15 protein-coding genes and 1 pseudogene are annotated in these 16,823 nt (G+C 70.1%); 7 read left to right on the forward strand and 9 right to left on the reverse strand.

The genetic code is table 11. The features are described from left to right. Window positions 1–28: 28 nt before the first annotated feature. A complete protein-coding gene (locus tag KV381_RS24400) occupies window positions 29–1,699 on the reverse strand; it encodes a fumarate hydratase (RefSeq protein ID WP_103537173.1) in 1,671 nt (556 codons plus the stop codon). Window positions 1,700–1,893: 194 nt separating this feature from the next. On the opposite strand from KV381_RS24400, the gene KV381_RS24405 reads away from it, so the two are divergent. Both KV381_RS24405 and KV381_RS24410 read left to right on the forward strand, forming a co-directional pair. Further along, window positions 1,894–2,589, forward strand: a complete 696-nt coding sequence (locus KV381_RS24405) for a DUF1707 domain-containing protein (protein WP_098024592.1) — start codon at window positions 1,894–1,896, stop codon at window positions 2,587–2,589. A gap of 185 nt (window positions 2,590–2,774) precedes the next feature. Further along, complete coding sequence (locus KV381_RS24410; protein ID WP_030082673.1) at window positions 2,775–3,146, forward strand: WhiB family transcriptional regulator; 372 nt, start codon at window positions 2,775–2,777, stop codon at window positions 3,144–3,146. A 131-nt stretch (window positions 3,147–3,277) separates the two neighbouring features. Here KV381_RS24410 and glpX read toward each other — a convergent pair whose 3' ends face one another. Continuing rightward, the gene (gene glpX, locus KV381_RS24415; protein ID WP_098024593.1) at window positions 3,278–4,309 is read right to left on the reverse strand and encodes a class II fructose-bisphosphatase; all 1,032 of its coding nucleotides are present in this window, start codon (window positions 4,307–4,309) and stop codon (window positions 3,278–3,280) included. Window positions 4,310–4,466: 157 nt separating this feature from the next. On the opposite strand from glpX, the gene KV381_RS24420 reads away from it, so the two are divergent. Further along, window positions 4,467–5,018: a DUF4245 domain-containing protein gene (locus KV381_RS24420; protein WP_098024594.1), complete on the forward strand. Its 552-nt coding sequence runs from the start codon at window positions 4,467–4,469 to the stop codon at window positions 5,016–5,018. Window positions 5,019–5,116: 98 nt separating this feature from the next. Here KV381_RS24420 and KV381_RS24425 read toward each other — a convergent pair whose 3' ends face one another. The 4 genes from KV381_RS24425 to KV381_RS24440 form a co-directional block, all read right to left on the reverse strand. After that, window positions 5,117–5,707, reverse strand: a complete 591-nt coding sequence (locus tag KV381_RS24425; RefSeq protein WP_030082680.1) for a malonic semialdehyde reductase — start codon at window positions 5,705–5,707, stop codon at window positions 5,117–5,119. A 150-nt stretch (window positions 5,708–5,857) separates the two neighbouring features. Continuing rightward, a complete protein-coding gene (locus tag KV381_RS24430) occupies window positions 5,858–6,100 on the reverse strand; it encodes an exodeoxyribonuclease VII small subunit (RefSeq protein WP_030630766.1) in 243 nt (80 codons plus the stop codon). Between the two features lie 66 nt (window positions 6,101–6,166). Beyond that, window positions 6,167–7,390 carry an exodeoxyribonuclease VII large subunit gene (gene xseA / locus KV381_RS24435; RefSeq protein ID WP_030082684.1) on the reverse strand — a complete coding sequence of 408 codons (1,224 nt, stop codon included), beginning with the start codon at window positions 7,388–7,390 and terminating at the stop codon, window positions 6,167–6,169. Window positions 7,391–7,538: 148 nt separating this feature from the next. Beyond that, window positions 7,539–8,993, reverse strand: coding sequence for an APC family permease (locus KV381_RS24440; RefSeq protein WP_256995145.1), 1,455 nt, complete (start codon window positions 8,991–8,993; stop codon window positions 7,539–7,541). A gap of 93 nt (window positions 8,994–9,086) precedes the next feature. Here KV381_RS24440 and KV381_RS24445 point away from each other — a divergent pair, with 93 nt between their 5' ends. Together KV381_RS24445 and ppgK are read left to right on the forward strand one after the other, a co-directional pair. Beyond that, the gene (locus KV381_RS24445; protein WP_179889408.1) at window positions 9,087–10,076 is read left to right on the forward strand and encodes a 4-hydroxy-3-methylbut-2-enyl diphosphate reductase; all 990 of its coding nucleotides are present in this window, start codon (window positions 9,087–9,089) and stop codon (window positions 10,074–10,076) included. Window positions 10,077–10,114: 38 nt separating this feature from the next. Continuing rightward, on the forward strand, window positions 10,115–10,867 hold the full coding sequence (gene ppgK / locus KV381_RS24450) for a polyphosphate--glucose phosphotransferase (RefSeq protein WP_030082689.1): 753 nt from the start codon (window positions 10,115–10,117) through the stop codon (window positions 10,865–10,867). Window positions 10,868–10,906: 39 nt separating this feature from the next. On the opposite strand, the gene KV381_RS24455 is transcribed toward ppgK, so the two are convergent. Then, a complete protein-coding gene (locus KV381_RS24455) occupies window positions 10,907–11,512 on the reverse strand; it encodes a DUF6542 domain-containing protein (RefSeq protein ID WP_218787289.1) in 606 nt (201 codons plus the stop codon). 378 nt (window positions 11,513–11,890) lie between these two features. Here KV381_RS24455 and ychF point away from each other — a divergent pair, with 378 nt between their 5' ends. Both ychF and KV381_RS24465 read left to right on the forward strand, forming a co-directional pair. After that, window positions 11,891–12,979 carry a redox-regulated ATPase YchF gene (gene ychF, locus KV381_RS24460; protein WP_030082694.1) on the forward strand — a complete coding sequence of 363 codons (1,089 nt, stop codon included), beginning with the start codon at window positions 11,891–11,893 and terminating at the stop codon, window positions 12,977–12,979. A 274-nt stretch (window positions 12,980–13,253) separates the two neighbouring features. Then, a pseudogene (locus KV381_RS24465) lies at window positions 13,254–13,499 on the forward strand (endonuclease NucS domain-containing protein); the annotation flags it as partial. A 685-nt stretch (window positions 13,500–14,184) separates the two neighbouring features. On the opposite strand, the gene KV381_RS24470 reads toward KV381_RS24465, so the two are convergent. Then, window positions 14,185–15,150 carry an alpha/beta hydrolase gene (locus tag KV381_RS24470; RefSeq protein WP_373461213.1) on the reverse strand — a complete coding sequence of 322 codons (966 nt, stop codon included), beginning with the start codon at window positions 15,148–15,150 and terminating at the stop codon, window positions 14,185–14,187. 271 nt (window positions 15,151–15,421) lie between these two features. Further along, window positions 15,422–16,708: a CdaR family transcriptional regulator gene (locus KV381_RS24475; protein WP_050495675.1), complete on the reverse strand. Its 1,287-nt coding sequence runs from the start codon at window positions 16,706–16,708 to the stop codon at window positions 15,422–15,424. Window positions 16,709–16,823 lie beyond the last annotated feature (115 nt).

Raw genomic sequence — 16,823 nt, forward strand, 5'->3', positions numbered from 1 at the left:
CTCTGCCGCACTGTCGTACGCGTACGGGTCAGGCCAGACCCGGGCCCCGCACCGGAATGCTGGTGAACGTCGGAGCCGGGGCGGGCTCGGTGAAGAAGTCGTTGCCCTTGTCGTCGACGACGATGAACGCGGGGAAGTCCTCGACCTCGATCCGCCAGACCGCCTCCATGCCGAGCTCCTCGTACTCGACGACCTCGACCTTCTTGATGCAGTCCTGCGCGAGCCGGGCCGCCGGGCCGCCGATCGAGCCGAGGTAGAAGCCGCCGTGGGTACCGCAGGCGTCGGTGACCTGTTTGCTGCGGTTGCCCTTGGCGAGCATCACCTTCGAGCCGCCCGCCGCCTGGAACTGCTCCACGTAGGAGTCCATCCGGCCGGCCGTCGTCGGGCCGAAGGAACCGGAGGCGTACCCCTCGGGCGTCTTCGCCGGGCCCGCGTAGTACACCGGGTGGTCCTTCAGGTACTGCGGCATCTCCTCGCCCGCGTCCAGCCGTTCCTTGATCTTGGCGTGCGCGATGTCGCGGGCCACGACCAGCGGGCCGGTCAGCGAGAGGCGGGTCTTGACCGGGTACTTCGTCAGCTCGGCCAGCACCTCGTCCATCGGCCGGTTCAGGTCGATCTCCACGACGTCCCCGCCGGCCTCGTCGAGGTGCTCGTCGGTGGTGTCCGGGAGGAAGCGCGCCGGGTCCTTCTCCAGCTGCTCCAGGAAGACGCCCTCGGCGGTGATCTTCGCGGTGGCCTGGCGGTCCGCCGAGCACGACACGGCGATGGCGACGGGCAGCGAGGCGCCGTGCCGGGGGAGGCGCACCACGCGCACGTCGTGGCAGAAGTACTTGCCGCCGAACTGCGCGCCGATCCCGATCTTCTGCGTCAGCTCGAAGACCTTCTCCTCCAGCTCCTTGTCCCGGAAGCCGTGCCCGGTGGGGGAGCCCTCGGCGGGCAGTTCGTCGAGGTAGTGCGCGGAGGCGTACTTCGCGGTCTTCAGCGCGAACTCCGCCGACGTGCCGCCGACCACGATCGCCAGGTGGTACGGCGGGCAGGCCGCGGTCCCCAGCGAACGGATCTTCTCCTCCAGGAACTTCATCATGGAGGCCTCGTTCAGGACGGCCTTCGTCTCCTGGTAGAGGAACGACTTGTTGGCCGAGCCGCCGCCCTTCGCCATGAAGAGGAACTTGTACGCGCCGCCGTCGGTGGCGTACAGCTCGATCTGGGCCGGGAGGTTGGAGCCGGTGTTCTTCTCGTCCCACATGGTCAGCGGGGCCATCTGCGAGTAGCGCAGGTTGAGCTTGGTGTACGCGTCGTAGATCCCGTGCGACAGGGCCTCCTCGTCACCGCCCTCGGTCAGCACGTTCTGCCCGCGCTTGCCCATGACGATCGCCGTGCCGGTGTCCTGGCACATCGGCAGCACGCCCGCGGCGGCGATGTTCGCGTTCTTCAGGAGGTCCAGCGCCACGAACTTGTCGTTGGAGGACGCCTCCGGGTCGTCGACGATCCGCCGCAGCTGCGCCAGGTGGGCCGGGCGCAGATAGTGCGAGATGTCGTGCATCGCCTCGGCGGCCAGCGTGCGCAGCGCCTCCGGGTCGACCTTGAGGAACGTACGCCCGTCGGCCTCGAAGGTGGAGACGCCCTCGGCGGTCACCAGACGGTACGGCGTGGTGTCCTCTCCCAGGGGGAGCAGATCGGAGTACGCAAACTCTGCCATGACGGCCATTCCTCACTCGGCGACGGCGGCTGACCTCCCTCGGGCAGCGCACCCACCAGGGTAGAGCGCCCCCTTTCGGAGGATCCTGTGAGGTAAGGCTCACCTGGACGTTCCGCCGCGGACGCCGCCGGAGGGCCGGGGCACGCCGGTGGGAGGGGTAGTCGCGATCTATCGCGTTTGGGTACGCTGGGCCGGTGGACCTAGAGAAGCAGCCCCAGCAGCCTGTCGCGCCGGCCGTCCCGCCGCCCGCCGAAGCCCTGGGCGGCGACGGCATCCGCGCCTCCGACGCCGACCGCGACCGGACCGCGGACATCCTGCGGGAAGCGATGGCCGAGGGTCGTCTGACGGCGGACGAGCACGCGGAGCGCATCGACCTGGTCTACCGGGCCAAGACCGTCGGCGAACTCCAGCCGCTGGTCCGGGACCTGCCCGTGTCCTCCGGCTCCACCGCCGAGAGCCCGGGCCCGCGCCCGTACAGCTACGGCCCGGAGGCTCCGGAGGGCCCCGCGGACAATCTCGTCGCGGTCTTCAGCAGCTCCGTGCGCAAGGGGCGTTGGCGGGTCGGCGGCCGGACGAACGCCTTCGCGCTCTTCGGCAGCGTGGAGATCGATCTGACCGAGGCGCTTTTCGGCCAACGCTTCACCGTCATCAATGCGACGTCCATCTTCGGCAGCGTCGAGGTCCGCGTCCCGGAGAACATCTCGCTGCGCGGCAACGGCACCGGTGTGTTCGGCGGTTTCGAGGTGAAGTCGCTCGAATCGGCGGACCCGGAAGCGCCGGTCGTCGTGGTGAACGGCTATGCGGTCTTCGGGAGTGTGGAGGCGAAGCCGAAGCGCGGAAAGTTCGTCGCGGATCTCCAGCGGCGGCTGCGTAAACACCTGGGCCACTGAATCGGCCACGTATATACCGCAGGACTGACGATCTCCGGTAACCGGTAATCGGCCAGAATGCCGCGGGGGCGCATTGCGGTGCGTCGCGCGCCGGTGCCACTCAGTGCATAGGCGTACGCACAGCGGGTAGGGAGTGCTGCATCGTCTCTCGCTCGCGAAGCCGTAGCCGTCGTCAGGAGTAGACCGTGCTGCAACCGCCGCATCAGCCTCTGCAGGTCGCCGCCGTTCCGGCCCAGCGGACCCCCGCTCGGGAGGACGATGCGGGCCCCTGGCATTCCGAGGCGGCCTGCCGCCGGGACGAGGCGGGCCTGTTCTTCGCCCCGTCGAAGGAGCCGACCGCCGCCCGGCTGGCCCGCGAGGAGGCCGCCAAGCGGGTCTGCGCCCGGTGTCCGGTGATGGTGGAGTGCCAGGAGCACGCCCTGATGCAGCCCGAGCCGTACGGGGTGTGGGGCGGGCTCACCGCGGCGGAGCGCCGGGTGGCGCTGGCCCGGCGGCGACGGCGGGACATCGAGCTCACGGCCGCGACGACGGCCGAGCACATAGCCGCGGCGGGCTGAAGCACCTGCGCGGAGGGGGTGCGGGGAGCGTCGATGCGCTCCCCGCACCCCCTCGGTGCGTCCTGCCTGCCCTGGGTGCCCCGGCCGTCGGCCACTGCGCGCGGCCGTCGGCTACGTGCTCCGGCCGTCGGCTACTTGGCGCGGTCGAAGTCGATGGCGCTGTAGGCGCGCAGCTTCGACAGCCGGTGGGTCGAGGAGATCGACCGGATCGTGCCGGACTTGGACCGCATCACGATCGACTCGGTGGTCGCCGTCTCCGCGCGGTACCGCACACCGCGCATCAGCTCACCGTCGGTGATCCCCGTCGCCACGAAGAACACGTTGTCGCCGCTGACCAGGTCGTCGGTCGACAGCACCCGGTCCAGGTCGTGGCCCGCGTCCAGCGCCTTCTGCCGCTCAGCCGCGTCCTTGGGCCAGAGCTTGCCCTGGATGACGCCGCCGAGGCACTTTATGGCGCAGGCCGAGATGATGCCCTCGGGCGTTCCGCCGATGCCCATCAGCAGGTCGACGCCGGTGCCCTCGCGGGCGGCCATGATCGAGCCCGCGACATCGCCGTCCGAGATGAACTTGATCCGCGCGCCGGTCTCCCGGATCTCCTTGACGATGCCCTCGTGCCGCGGCCGGTCGAGGACGACGACGGTGACGTCCTCGGGCGCGGAGTTCTTCGCCCGCGCGACCCGCCGGATGTTCACCGCCACGGGGGCGTTGATGTCGACGAAGTCCGCCGCCTCGGGCCCCGTGACCAGCTTGTCCATGTAGAAGACCGCCGACGGGTCGAACATCGCGCCGCGGTCGGCCGCCGCCAGCACGGCGATGGCGTTCGGCATGCCCTTGGCGTTGAGCGTGGTCCCGTCGATCGGGTCGACGGCGATGTCGACCTCGGCGCCGGTGCCGTCGCCGACCCGCTCGCCGTTGAACAGCATGGGGGCTTCGTCCTTCTCGCCCTCGCCGATGACGACGACGCCGTTCATCGAGACGGTCGAGACGAGGGTCCGCATGGCCTTCACGGCGGCGCCGTCGGCGCCGATCTTGTCGCCGCGGCCCACCCAGCGCCCGGCCGCCATGGCGGCGGCCTCGGTGACCCGGACCAACTCCAGGGCCAGGTTGCGGTCGGGGGCCTCCGGGGAGACCTCCAGTTGGGACGGCAGATGATGCTCGGACATCGGAGCGCACCTTTCTGTACGGCGACGACCGGATATGAGGGTGCTGTGACTCTATCGGTAGGTCGATAAAATGAGCAGAGCGGGTCACGCATGAGCGCCCCGGTGTCCCGGCCGTGACCGGCACCCTGCGGCCGGGCGTGTCAGGCCGCGTGCCACCATGGATGCCGTGGCAAGCAAGCGAGGCAAGCAGACAGTCCGGGACATGTTCCTGTCGACTTTGGTGATCGCCGCCTGCGCGGGGGTCATCTACCTCTTCATCCCGAAGGACGAGCACGCCGACCCGATCAAGGCGGTCGACTTCACCGTGGAGCTGGCGACGGTACGCACCGCCGCGCCCTACCCGGTGGCCGCGCCGGAGGGTCTGCCGGAGAAGTGGAAGGCGACCTCCGTCCGGTACGACGAGGCCGAGGGCAAGGCCTGGCACCTGGGCTTCCTGGACGCGGACCGCAAGTACGTCGCGGTCGAGCAGTCCACCGCCGCCGCGCGCACGTACGTTCCCGAGGTCAGCCAGAAGGCCGAGGACACCGGGCGGACCGAGACGGTGGCGGGCCGGGAGTGGCAGGTCTGGGAGGGCGAGAAGTACAACGCCCTCGTGCTGCCCGGGAAGGGGCACACCACGGTGGTGACCGGCTCGGCGCCGAAGGAGAGCCTGGTCGCGATGGCCGCCGCGCTGAAGACGACGCCGCCGCCCGCGACGCCGGCTTCCTGACGCGACGGCCGGCCGGCCGGACACGCATACGCGAAGGGGCCCCGGAACACCACGTGTTCCGGGGCCCCTTCGCGTATGAGGGAGCCGTGCGGCCCGGCTCAGACGGTGGTGACGACCTCGTCGAAGGAGAGGCGCGGGCTGCGCGGGAACCAGGCGTCCTCGCCCGGCTTGCCGATGTTGACGACCATCAGCGGGGTGTGGTCGCCGTCCAGGAACTCCTTCTGGATGCCCGCGGCGTCGTAGCCGGTCATCGGGCCGGCGGCCAGACCGGCGGCGCGGACGCCGATGATGAAGTAGGCGGCCTGCAGCGCGGCGTTGAGACCGGCGGCGGACTCGCGGGCCGGGCGCTCCGAGAAGAACATGTCCTTGGCCTGCGGGAAGTGCGGGAGCAGCGCCGGGAGCTCCTCGTGGAACTCGTTGTCGGCGGCCAGGATCGCGACGAGCGGGGCGGTGGCGGTCTTCGGGCGGTTGCCCTCGGCCATGTGCTGCACCAGGCGCTCGCGACCCTCGGCGGAGCGGACCAGGACGACACGCAGCGGCGACTGGTTGAAGGCGGTCGGGCCGAACTTCACCAGGTCGTAGATCGCCTGGACCTGCTCTTCGGTCACCGGCTCGTCGGTGAAGGTGTTGGCGGTGCGGGCCTCGCGGAAGAGGAGGTCCTGGGCGGCGGGGTCGAGAACGAGGGACATCTGGTGCAAACCTTCCGAACGAACGCGGTGGGGAGAGTCCGAAGGTACGCCAGAGATAGGTTAACTTTCAACTAAATAGGCCGACGAGTGATCCATCGCACATCCAGTGCACAGTGCAGCTACTTCGTGTTCCTCGCGCGAGAGCCCGGCTCAGCCCTCGTCGGCATCCTCCGGGCGGGCCAGGGCCGCGTCCAGCCGGGCGCGGGCGCCCTCCAGCCAGCGCCGGCAGACCTTCGCCAGCTCCTCGCCCCGCTCCCACAGGGCCAGCGACTCCTCCAGCGTCGTGCCGCCCGCCTCCAGCCGGCGCACGACCTCGATCAGCTCGTCGCGCGCCTGCTCGTACCCGAGCGTGCCCGTGGCGGCGGCAGCCGCCGCCGTACCGTCGTCCGTCATGTGATCCACCCTAAATGTGAGCTGTTACGTCTTCGTGGGCACGGCCCCGGCCGCCGGTGGGGTGACTCATCCGTCCCCGCCCCGGTCCACCCGCACCGTGAACTCGCCCTCCGCCACCCGCGCCCGCAGCGGCTCGCCGGGCGCACCGGCCTCGTCGGGGGAGCGCACCACATGGCCGTCGGGCCGCTGGAGCACCGCGTACCCCCGCTCCAGCGTGGCGGCGGGCGACAACGAGACGACCCGGGCGAGGGTGTGCGACAGCTCGGAGTCGGCCCGGTCCAGCAGATGCCCCAGCACCCGCCGGCTGCGCCCGACCAGCGCCTCCACCTCCGCCTCGCGCTCGTCCACCAGCCGCTGCGGCCGCTCCATCGCCGGGCGGCCCAGCGCGTGCGCGAGCCCCCGCTCCTCCCGGTCCAGCAGCCCCCGTACGGTCCGCAGCGCCCGGTCACGCAGCTGCTGCACCCGCTCCAGCTCCTCGCCCACGTCCGGGACGACCTTCTTCGCCGCGTCCGTGGGCGTGGAGGCCCGCAGGTCGGCGACCAGGTCCAGCAGCGGCGAGTCCGGCTCGTGGCCGATCGCGGAGACCACTGGCGTACGGCAGGCGGCCACGGTCCGGATCAGCTGCTCGTCGGAGAACGGCAGCAGATCCTCGACGCTGCCGCCGCCCCGGGCCACCACGATCACATCGACTTCGGCCAGCGCGTCCAGCTCTTCGACCGCCTGCACCACCTGGGCGACCGCGTTCACCCCCTGCACGGCGGTGTTACGGACCTCGAAGCGCACGGCGGGCCAGCGGCGGCGGGCGTTCTCCAGGACATCGCGCTCGGCGGCCGACGCCCGCCCGCAGACCAGCCCGATGAGCTGCGGCAGGAAGGGCAGCGGCTTCTTCCGGTCCAGGGCGAAGAGCCCCTCGGCGGCGAGCGACTTCTTCAGCTGCTCCAGCCGCACCAGCAGCTCGCCGATGCCGACCGGCCGTATGTCGGTGGCCCGCAGCGACAGCTGCCCCCGGGGCGCGTACCACTCGGGCTTCGCCAGCACGACGACGCGCGCGCCCTCCGTGACCACGTCGGCGATCCGGTCGAAGACCTGCCGGAAGCAGGTCACGCTCACCGAGATGTCGTGGGACGGATCGCGCAGCGTCAGAAAGACGACCCCGGCCCCCGGCCGCCGCGACAGCTGGGTGATCTGCCCCTCGACCCAGATCGCGCCGAGCCGGTCGATCCACCCGCCGATGAGCCGGGACACCTCACCGACGGGCAGCGGCGCTTCCGCGGACGTGTTGAGAGCCATACGGGCGAGCGTATCGGCAGCCACCGACAGGGCACCCGCCCCGCGCGGAGCACCGCGGCCGAGCCGCACCGGACCCGCGCGCCCCGCGCGACAGCGGTGCCACGGACCCGCGCGCCCCGCGCGACAGCGGTGCCACGGACCCGGAGGCTCACCGCCCGGGTCCGCCCGGCCCCGCCGCCCCGCCCCGGCGCCCCGTCCCCTGCACCGCCAGCACCACGAGCCCCACCGCGAGCCAGCAGAGGCCCACCACCTGGGCGGAGGCCGTCGCCTCCACGATGACCGCGATCAGGACGCCCGCGCCGACCACGGGCACGAGGACGTGCCGCCACCACACCGGCGGCCCCGCCATCCGGCGTACGACGAACCAGCCGACCACCGACGCGTGCAGCAGCACGAACGCCGTCAGCGCGCCGATGTCCACCACGGAGACCAGATGGTCCAGGCCGTCGTCGCGCCGGGCCGCCCACACGGCGGCCACCAGCGTCACGACCGCCGCGCCCAGGATCGCCACCCGCGGCACGCCCGACTTCGGGTCGACCTTCGCCAGCAGGTGCGGCAGCCGCCGCTCCCGGGCCATCGCGAAGACCAGCCGCCCGGCCGCGGCCTGCCCCGCCAGCGCGGCGAACGCCGCCCCGATGGCCTTGCTCACCGCCACCAGATCGTGCAGCCAGGTCCCCACCGAGGCGTCCACCGCGTCGTAGAACGCCGACCCCTGCGCCGCCGGGTCCGCCGCCAGCTCCGCCGAACTCACCGGCTCCAGCAGCGCCGCCAGATACGACTGCGCCACGAACAGGACACCGGCCAGCACCAGGCAGAACAGCACCGCCCGCGCCACCTTCTGCGAGCCGCCCGTCACCTCCTCGGCGAACGAGGCGATGGCGTCGAAGCCCAGATAGGAGAGCACGGCGATCGACACGGCCCCCAGCACCGCCGCCATGGAGAACCCGGTGTCCCCGGTCAGCGGCGTCAGCCAGCCACGCTGCGCCCCGTCCCGTACGAGGACGACCACGGCCGAGACCACGAAGGCCAGCAGCACCACGATCTCCATGGCCAGCACCGCGAATCCGACCCGGGCGGCCGCCCGTACGCCCCACAGGTTGAGCAGGGTGGTCACGAGCACCGCGATGGCGGTCCACACCCACCGCGAGACCTCGGGGACCAGCGCGTTCATCGCGATCCCGGAGAAGAGATAGGCGACGGCCGGGATCAGGAGGTAGTCGAGCATGGCCATCCATCCGGCGATGAACCCCGGCCCTTCCCCGAGCCCTTTGCGGGCATAGGTGAAGACCGAACCGGCGAACGGGGCGACCCGCACCATCTGGGCGTAACTGAAGGCGGTGAAGGCCATCACCACCGTGGCCACCACATAGACCAGCGCGACCGCCCCGTTGGACTTCGCGTCCAGGGTGCCGAACACCCCGACGGGGGCCATCGGGGCGATGAAGAGGAGCCCGTAGACGACCAGATCCCGGAACCCCAGTGTCCGCCGCAGCTTCCCTTCTTCCGCACTGCTTCCCGAACCACCACCCGGGCCACCACCCGGGCCGCCGCCCGAACCACTGCCCGAACCGCTGCCCGACCCGCTCTCCGACACCGAAGCCATCGCCCCTCCATCACCGTCCGCCACGCTTCACACGCGCACCGCGACCAGTCTCCCGACCCGACGGCCCGCGCGCCCGTTCGGCACGGCCTTACGATGGGACACATGACTGCAATGCCTGCCCGCCGTGTCCTGCTCGCCGCTCCCCGTGGCTACTGCGCGGGCGTGGACCGTGCCGTGATCGCCGTCGAGAAGGCCCTGGAGCAGTACGGGGCCCCGATCTACGTCCGCCACGAGATCGTGCACAACAAGTACGTCGTGCAGACCCTGGAGAAGAAGGGCGCGATCTTCGTGGACGTCACCGCGGAGGTGCCCGAGGGCTCCATCGTGATGTTCTCCGCGCACGGAGTCGCGCCCACCGTCCACGCGGAGGCGGCCGAGCGCAAGCTCGCCACCATCGACGCGACCTGCCCGCTGGTCACCAAGGTCCACAAGGAAGCCGTCCGGTACGCCAAGGAGGACTACGACATCCTCCTGATCGGCCATGAGGGTCACGAGGAGGTCATCGGCACCTCCGGCGAGGCCCCCGACCACATCACCCTGGTCGACGGCCCCGAGGACGTGGCGAACGTCGAGGTCCGCGACGAGTCGAAGGTCGTCTGGCTCTCCCAGACCACCCTGTCCGTCGACGAGACGATGCAGACGGTCGACGCCATCAAGGAGAAGTTCCCCAACCTCCTCTCGCCGCCCAGCGACGACATCTGCTACGCCACGCAGAACCGCCAGATCGCGGTGAAGAAGCTGGCCGAGGACGCCGAGCTGGTCATCGTGGTCGGCTCCAAGAACTCCTCGAACTCCATCCGCATGGTCGAGGTCGCCCTGGACGCCGGAGCCCCCGCCGCCCACCTGGTCGACTTCGCGAGCGAGATCGACGAGGCCTGGCTGGAGGGTGTGACCACGGTCGGTCTGACCTCGGGCGCCTCCGTTCCCGACGTCCTGGTCGACGAGGTCCTGGAATGGCTCGGCGAGCGGGGTTACGCGGACGTGGAGACGGTGAAGACGGCCGACGAGTCGATCACCTTCTCGCTCCCCAAGGAGCTCCGCCGCGACCTGCGCGCCGAGGCCGCCGCCCTTTCCGCCGAGTAGCCGCGCAAGGGGCCCGGCCTGCCCGTACCGTGGGTTCCATGGAGATCTTCGGTGTGGATATCGGCGGATCAGGGATCAAGGGTGCTCCCGTGGACCTGGACCGCGGAGACCTGGCGCAGGAGCGCCACAAAGTGCTGACACCGCATCCGGCCACGCCGAAGGGCGTGGCCGACGGCGTGGCCGAGGTCGTCGGCCATTTCGGCTGGTCGGGCCCCGTCGGCATCACCTTCCCCGGGGTCGTCACGGACGGCATCACCCGCACCGCGGCCAACGTCGACAAGGGGTGGGTCGACACGGACGCCCGCACCCTGCTGGGGGAGCGGATCGGTCAGCCCGTCACCATCCTGAACGACGCGGACGCGGCCGGGGTCGCCGAGATGACCTTCGGCGCGGGCAAGGGCCGTACGGGCACGGTCATCCTGCTGACGTTCGGCACGGGCATCGGCAGCGCGGTCTTCACCGACGGCCGGCTCGTCCCCAACACCGAGCTGGGCCACCTGGAGCTGCACGGCCACGACGCGGAGAAGCACGCCTCCACGAAGGCCAAGGAGGACGAGGACCTCAGCTGGCAGCACTGGGCGCACCGGGTCCAGAAGTATCTGCTGCACGTGGAGATGCTGTTCTCGCCGGAGCTGTTCATCATCGGCGGCGGGGTGAGCCGCAAGGCGGAGAAGTTCCTGCCGCTGATCGAGAAGGTCCGGGCCGAGATCGTCCCGGCCCAGCTCCAGAACAACGCGGGCATCGTGGGCGCGGCGATGGCGGCGGCGGACACGGGGCACGGCAAGGGCTGAGCGGGGCGGCCGGCCGGGCCGGGGCGGAGCCGACAGATTTCAGGGCCGCTGAGGGCGACGGGCTGCGGCTGTCGTGCCCGCCCCGGCCCGTACGGGCTTCGCAGTCGAGGATGCGGTTGCCGCGCCCCGGGGCGCGCGCCCCGGGGCGGCACCACGCCCCAGGGACCCCTGGGGCGTCTTGGCCCCCTGGGATCCCTTGGCCCCCTGGGCCAGGACGTACCGCCGCCGGGCCCGCATCTGCCGCACCTTGCGTACGGAGGCGATGAGGCCCGCGACCAGCGTTCCGCCGTACAGCCAGCCGGCGTGCACGGCGAGAGCGGTGACGAGCCCCATGATCTGCCCGCCGAGCCCTTCCGACCCCCCGGAGATCGGAAACACTCCGACGGCGAAGGCGATGGGCACGCTGATCGGGGCGGTGACCAGATCGGCGGGCCGGACCCAGAGCGCCGTCAGCGCGCTGACGGGCAGGAAGAGCAGCCCGTAGACGAGCTCCGAACTGTCGAACAGCAGCCGGTCGACACAGGCCAGTACGAACATCGTGAGCGCGGCGAACAGCCCGGCCCCGATCCCGGTGAGCCGGGGGTTGGGGAACCGCCGCAGCGCGAGGACCACGGGCGGCACGCTGCGCACCCGCACCCGGTACACGGCGGAACTCTCGCCGGGCATGCCACCCGGCGCGGGCGGGGCGGGCGCGGCCTGCGGGGGCTGCCTGCGCTGCGGGGGTCGTGTCCTGTGCTGCTCCACCTGCACAACGTAGGTCGCGGAGGGCGGGGAATCAGGCGTTGGACACGCGCTTTGGCCGACCTTGGGGTTGCGTTCGATGTCACACGGCCGAAAAGCCGCACGGGTCGGCCCGGTAGGAGCGGTCCGGGTGCCGGCCTGCCCGGACCGGCGGGAGTCGGACCGGGCAGGCCCGTAGACTGGAGAATCGGTCCACTCCGAGCCCCCGGCCCCCAACGGCCGAGCCGGCCCGGAGGCCCTCTGCTCCCTGCCCTCCCCGCCTCACTCCAGGAAGTCGCCAAAGTGTCGCTCACGATCGGAATCGTCGGTCTGCCGAATGTCGGCAAGTCGACCCTGTTCAACGCCTTGACCAAGAACGACGTGCTGGCGGCCAACTACCCGTTCGCCACGATCGAGCCGAACGTCGGCGTGGTCGGCGTCCCGGACCCGCGCCTGAACAAGCTCGCGGAGATCTTCGGCTCCCAGCGGCTCCTCCCGGCGACGGTGGACTTCGTCGACATCGCCGGCATCGTCCGGGGCGCTTCGGAGGGCGAGGGCCTGGGCAACAAGTTCCTCGCGAACATCCGCGAGTCCGACGCGATCTGCCAGGTCATCCGGGCCTTCAAGGACGAGAACGTCGTGCACGTCGACGGCAAGGTCTCGCCGAAGGACGACATCGAGACGATCAACACCGAGCTGATCCTCGCGGACCTCCAGTCCGTCGAGAAGGCCGTCCCGCGCCTGACGAAGGAGTCCCGCCTCCAGAAGGAGAAGGTCGCGGTCCTCGCCGCGGTCGAGGAGGCGAAGCAGATCCTGGAGACGGGCCAGACCCTGTTCGCCGCGGGCATCACGGCGGGCACCGAAAAGGGCAAGCTCCTCCACGAGCTGCACCTCCTCACCACCAAGCCCTTTCTGTACGTCTTCAACGTCGACGAGGACGAACTGGTCGACGAGGACTTCAAGAACGAGCAGCGCGCCCTGGTCGCCCCCGCCGAGGCCATCTTCCTGAACGCCAAGATCGAGTCCGAGCTGATCGAGCTCGACGACGACGAGGCCCTCGAACTGCTCCAGTCCATGGGCCAGGAAGAGCCCGGCCTCGCCACCCTCGGCCGCGTCGGCTTCGAGACCCTGGGCCTCCAGACCTACCTCACGGCAGGCCCGAAGGAAGCCCGCGCCTGGACCATCAAGAAGGGCGCCACGGCCCCCGAGGCGGCCGGTGTGATCCACACCGACTTCCAGAAGGGCTTCATCAAGGCGGAGATCGTCTCCTTCGACGACCTGGTGGAAACCGGCTCGGTCGCCGAGGCCCGCGCCAAGGGCAAGGCCCGCATGGAGGGCAAGGAGTACGTGATGCAGGACGGGGACGTGGTGGAGTTCCGCTTCAACGTGTAGCGGCTGACACATCACCACGTCGCTGATCTGGCAAACGTCCAGGTCGGAGAGGGGCCGGCTCTTCGGGGTCGGGCCCCTATTTTTTCCCGTGCTGGGATCGTGCTGGGATGGGATGGGAACGCCCGTGCTGGGTTTCGGACAGTGCGTTGCCTGGTGCGGCGGGTGAGCAGGGAGAGGTGTCATCTCCACTGTTTCTTCATGGCTCCGTGGCCCCCGTCCGGAAGCAAATCTGCACCCGCCCGACGTTGTGGATCTCCTGGCCGAGGAGGGGAAGGTGTCGGGGCTGAAGATGTTCCACACGACGAATAGCGGCGTGGCTGAGGTCACGCCGCGCCTTGCTGCTGTCGAGGCAGACGTGCAGGACCTCGTCGAGGCGCACATTCAGACGATGCTGGGCGTCACGTTCCTCGCGAGCGAGTACATGATCGACTGCGTCGACGGCGGGCTTATCGACTCGCTGGGTCTCGACGAGAACGGTGCGCCCGCGATCGTGGAGTACAAGCGGGGCACGGGTGCCGGAGCGCGTTGAAGGACTCGCTCCCCCCAGTATTCGGGTGAGCCGACGGGAGTGGAGACCAGGGCGATGAGGTCGCCGGGGTCTAGTCCGTCGGCGAGGAGCCCGCGGTGCTGGGCTTCCCAGAGCACGGTGACGGGGTCCACGGGTTCCCCGTTGTGGGCCCAGGGTGGTCAGGCACGGCCAGAGGGTGGCGTGCAGGGGCAGCGTGTAGTCGTCGGGCTGCAGCCGGCGCGTGTCCTTCAGCTCTGCCGGGTGCGCAGTAGCGTGGCGAGGAGGAAGCGTTCCTCGTCGCGGGCTTCCTCACGGCGGCGGCCGCTGGGGGTGCCCGGCACCACGGTGCGCGGCAGGGAACCGGGGTGTGGGGCGGACTGCCCGGCGAGTGTGTCTAGGGACTGCGCGAGCGTTGTCGGCCTGGGCCAGGGTGGTGGCAGCCGGGTTTGGCAAGGTGATGTCGGCGGAGGTGTGGGTGAGGCGGTCGGCGTACATGAGCAGCGTGCGCCGGGCGTGATCGGCCCGGATCATGCGCGCGTACGTCGGCGCGTCCTTCGGTCAAAGGGACACCACCTTATGCGCCGAATGTGCAGGGAGTGATTGTGTCAGAGGGTGCCGCCGACGGGTGCGCGCCAGGAAAAGGATGGTGAGTGCGGTCATAGGACTCCGCCTATATAGAGCTGTTTGGGGGCGGAGTTTATTCGGGTTCCTTTGGCAGAGAAGGGACGTGGTGGCGCAGGAACTCGATCTGGTCCGCCATGACGGTGTCGAACAAGGGCTCGACATAAGGATCAAAGTGGCCACCCTCGTAGACGCGGACGGTGGCGTGCCGCATCTTGCCTGCTGCGCGTTCGGCGACGCGCTTGGGAGTGATCGCGTCTTGCGCGACGATCTGGACGAGTACCGGGCACTTGATCTTCCCGGCCCAGCGCTGCGGTGAGTAGAGGCCAATCCTGACCGCGATGCGGGCTGCCACGGTGTGGGGGTAGGCGTCCTCCTTCAGCCCCGATTCGCGCAGGAGCGTGTGCATGCCTGGATAGGCGTCCGGCGAACTCATCATCGCGGTCTGGCCGGGACGGTCGACGCTGTTGACGTACACAGGTTCGCGACCGAGCAGGGCCGCGATCGTGTCACGAATCCCGGGCACGGCGAGCCTGAGAGCGGGCCGCAGGCCGGTCGACCTCACCGCTGCCGGGCCGCTGACGTGCGGGACCTGAGCGATGACAGCGGCGAGGGGCTCTCCTTGCCCGGCGATGGTGATGACGTGGCCGCCGGCGAACGATGTCCCCCACGCCACGACTCGGGTGGGGTCGACCCCCTCGAGCGACCTGGCGTAGTCAAGGGCGGCGCGCCAGTCCTCGTGCTGCATCGCGATGTCCAGAACCTGGCGCGGCTCCCCCTCGCTGTCTCCGAAGTTGCGGTAGTCGAAGACCACGACGGCGTATCCGGCGGCGGCGAAGCGCTCCGCGTAGGCGTAGAGCCGCAGCGCACGTACCGATCCGAAGCCGTGGGCCATCACGACGACGGGCAGTGGCCGATCTGCGGCGGTGGGTCGGTAGAGGCGCGCAGCGCAGCGGTTGCCGCTGGAGTCGAACCACTCCTCCGACGTCGTGAACGTGCCGTTGAACGGCTCGGCCATGGTGCTCTCCTCGTCTCGGCATATCGTCTTGAGTGACGTTCAAGGCGATAGATGGTGCTGATCTGCGGGCGCCGGCTCTCGCGCCCTCGCGCGCTGCTCCTGCGGTCGCCGCGCCGGCACCGCGCCATAGGCGGTGCGGTGATCCTTGCGGTGCACGGCGTGGTTGCCTTCGTGGCAAGGCGCCCAGACTCGTTGGTGGCGAAGAAGAAGTCGTTGGTCGGACACACCAAAAAGTGCAGCTCGTGCCGTGGTCGTGGACCAGTGTGTTCTCTGCCGTGCGGGGATCCGGTGGAGATCACAGAGTTCGGGTGAGCACGGCGGGGCCGAGCCAGCGGCATGCGGCGAGCGCGAGTTCTAGGTCGAACCGGTCCTCGTCGATCGGTCGCCCCCGCAGCTGCACTGCCTTGTCCACCCGGTACTTGACCGTGTTCTTGTGCAGATGGACCCTCGCCGCGGTCGCGACAAAGCTCTGGTTCTCCTGAAGGAAGACGGTGAGGGTCTCCCGCAAGCGCTCGACACTTTCGTCGTCCTGCGCGAGTCCGCCGAGCATCGATGTGACGAGGTCGCGGGCATTGGTGAGGTCGCCTGCGAGGATCGCGGCTGCCCGGACTCCGGGGGCGGTGAACGAGGTGATCTGATGGGCCTGATCGGCTCCGATGACGGCGACCTGGTGAGCTTGCAACGCTTGGCGGTGTGTCGCACGGAAGCCTGCGAGTCCCGTGCCGACCGAGCCGATCGCCGCCTTCACCTCGTCCCCCGCCTCACCAAGGACTCGGGCCAGGCGGTCGAGGTCGATACTCGCCCTTGTGCGCAGGGGCACCCAGCCCCAGCCGAGCAAGCGGTCCTGCGGGACGAACAGCGGTGCCGACTCCGAACCAACTTCCTGGGCTATCGCGCTGGTCAGCTGCCCGAGACGCTCCAGCGGGCCCATCGAGGCCATCCGTTCGTCCGCCCAGAGGACAAGTCCGAGGTGGTCATGGCGGAGTCGGTAGCCAAGTACCTGCTCCGCCGTGGCCACGTCCACCTCGTCTGCGGCCAGGAGCGCGCTGAGCGTGGCCATGCGGATCGTGCTGCGATTGGTCAGCCACCGCTCCCGCTCGGTCTCGTACTCCTCCACGACCTGTTCGGAAACCCGATCGATGTAGGCGAAGGCGGCGTCCTGGAGCATCTGCAACGCCGCGAAGGAGACCCTGCCGTCCGGCTCGACGCCGGCCAGTTCCCCGGCCACCCAATCAAGGGCGCGCCGGTGACCGAGTCGGTAGGCGCGCAGCAGAGCGTTCGAGGAGATCTCACGCTGCGCAAGACGTCGCGCGTACTCGATGGCCGGCCACGGCGCCTCGACCGTGTCGATGGGGACTCCGTACTGCGTGACGTGGAAAAAGGTCTTCACGTTGCTCTCCACACTCGCGTAGAGCAGGTCGAGCATCAGAGGGTCTCCGCGAAGCTCCGAGATCGACTGGGCGAGTTCGACCTGCAGTTCGCGCGCCACGTCGTCGAGCTGCGCGCTGGTGGCTGAGGCGATGTCCGCGACGCGGGCGGTCGCACGGCGGGCGATCTCCTCGCGGTCCGTCGAGGAATCCATGGTCGCCCTTTCGCCGTGCGTCGGTCCCCGGGTACAGGAGCGCGGCGGGCTCTTGCGCGAGAGACCCCGCACGGAAACCAATCCCGGCCAACTCTTTTGGTTCGCGGGCACAGTG

The organism is Streptomyces sp. WY228, assembly GCF_019287315.1.
Classification (GTDB): Bacteria; Actinomycetota; Actinomycetes; order Streptomycetales; family Streptomycetaceae; genus Streptomyces; species Streptomyces caviscabies.

Coding starts and splice junctions, on each gene's coding strand:
- KV381_RS24400 (WP_103537173.1), bottom strand. CDS start 1,699: ATGGCAGAGTTTGCGTACTCCGATCTGCTCCCCCTGGGAGAGGACACC.
- KV381_RS24430 (WP_030630766.1), bottom strand. CDS start 6,100: ATGACGGACGACGGTACGGCGGCGGCTGCCGCCGCCACGGGCACGCTC.
- KV381_RS24420 (WP_098024594.1), top strand. CDS start 4,467: ATGGATGCCGTGGCAAGCAAGCGAGGCAAGCAGACAGTCCGGGACATG.
- glpX (WP_098024593.1), bottom strand. CDS start 4,309: ATGTCCGAGCATCATCTGCCGTCCCAACTGGAGGTCTCCCCGGAGGCC.
- KV381_RS24440 (WP_256995145.1), bottom strand. CDS start 8,993: ATGGCTTCGGTGTCGGAGAGCGGGTCGGGCAGCGGTTCGGGCAGTGGT.
- KV381_RS24445 (WP_179889408.1), top strand. CDS start 9,087: ATGGGACACATGACTGCAATGCCTGCCCGCCGTGTCCTGCTCGCCGCT.
- KV381_RS24425 (WP_030082680.1), bottom strand. CDS start 5,707: ATGTCCCTCGTTCTCGACCCCGCCGCCCAGGACCTCCTCTTCCGCGAG.
- xseA (WP_030082684.1), bottom strand. CDS start 7,390: ATGGCTCTCAACACGTCCGCGGAAGCGCCGCTGCCCGTCGGTGAGGTG.
- KV381_RS24475 (WP_050495675.1), bottom strand. CDS start 16,708: ATGGATTCCTCGACGGACCGCGAGGAGATCGCCCGCCGTGCGACCGCC.
- ppgK (WP_030082689.1), top strand. CDS start 10,115: ATGGAGATCTTCGGTGTGGATATCGGCGGATCAGGGATCAAGGGTGCT.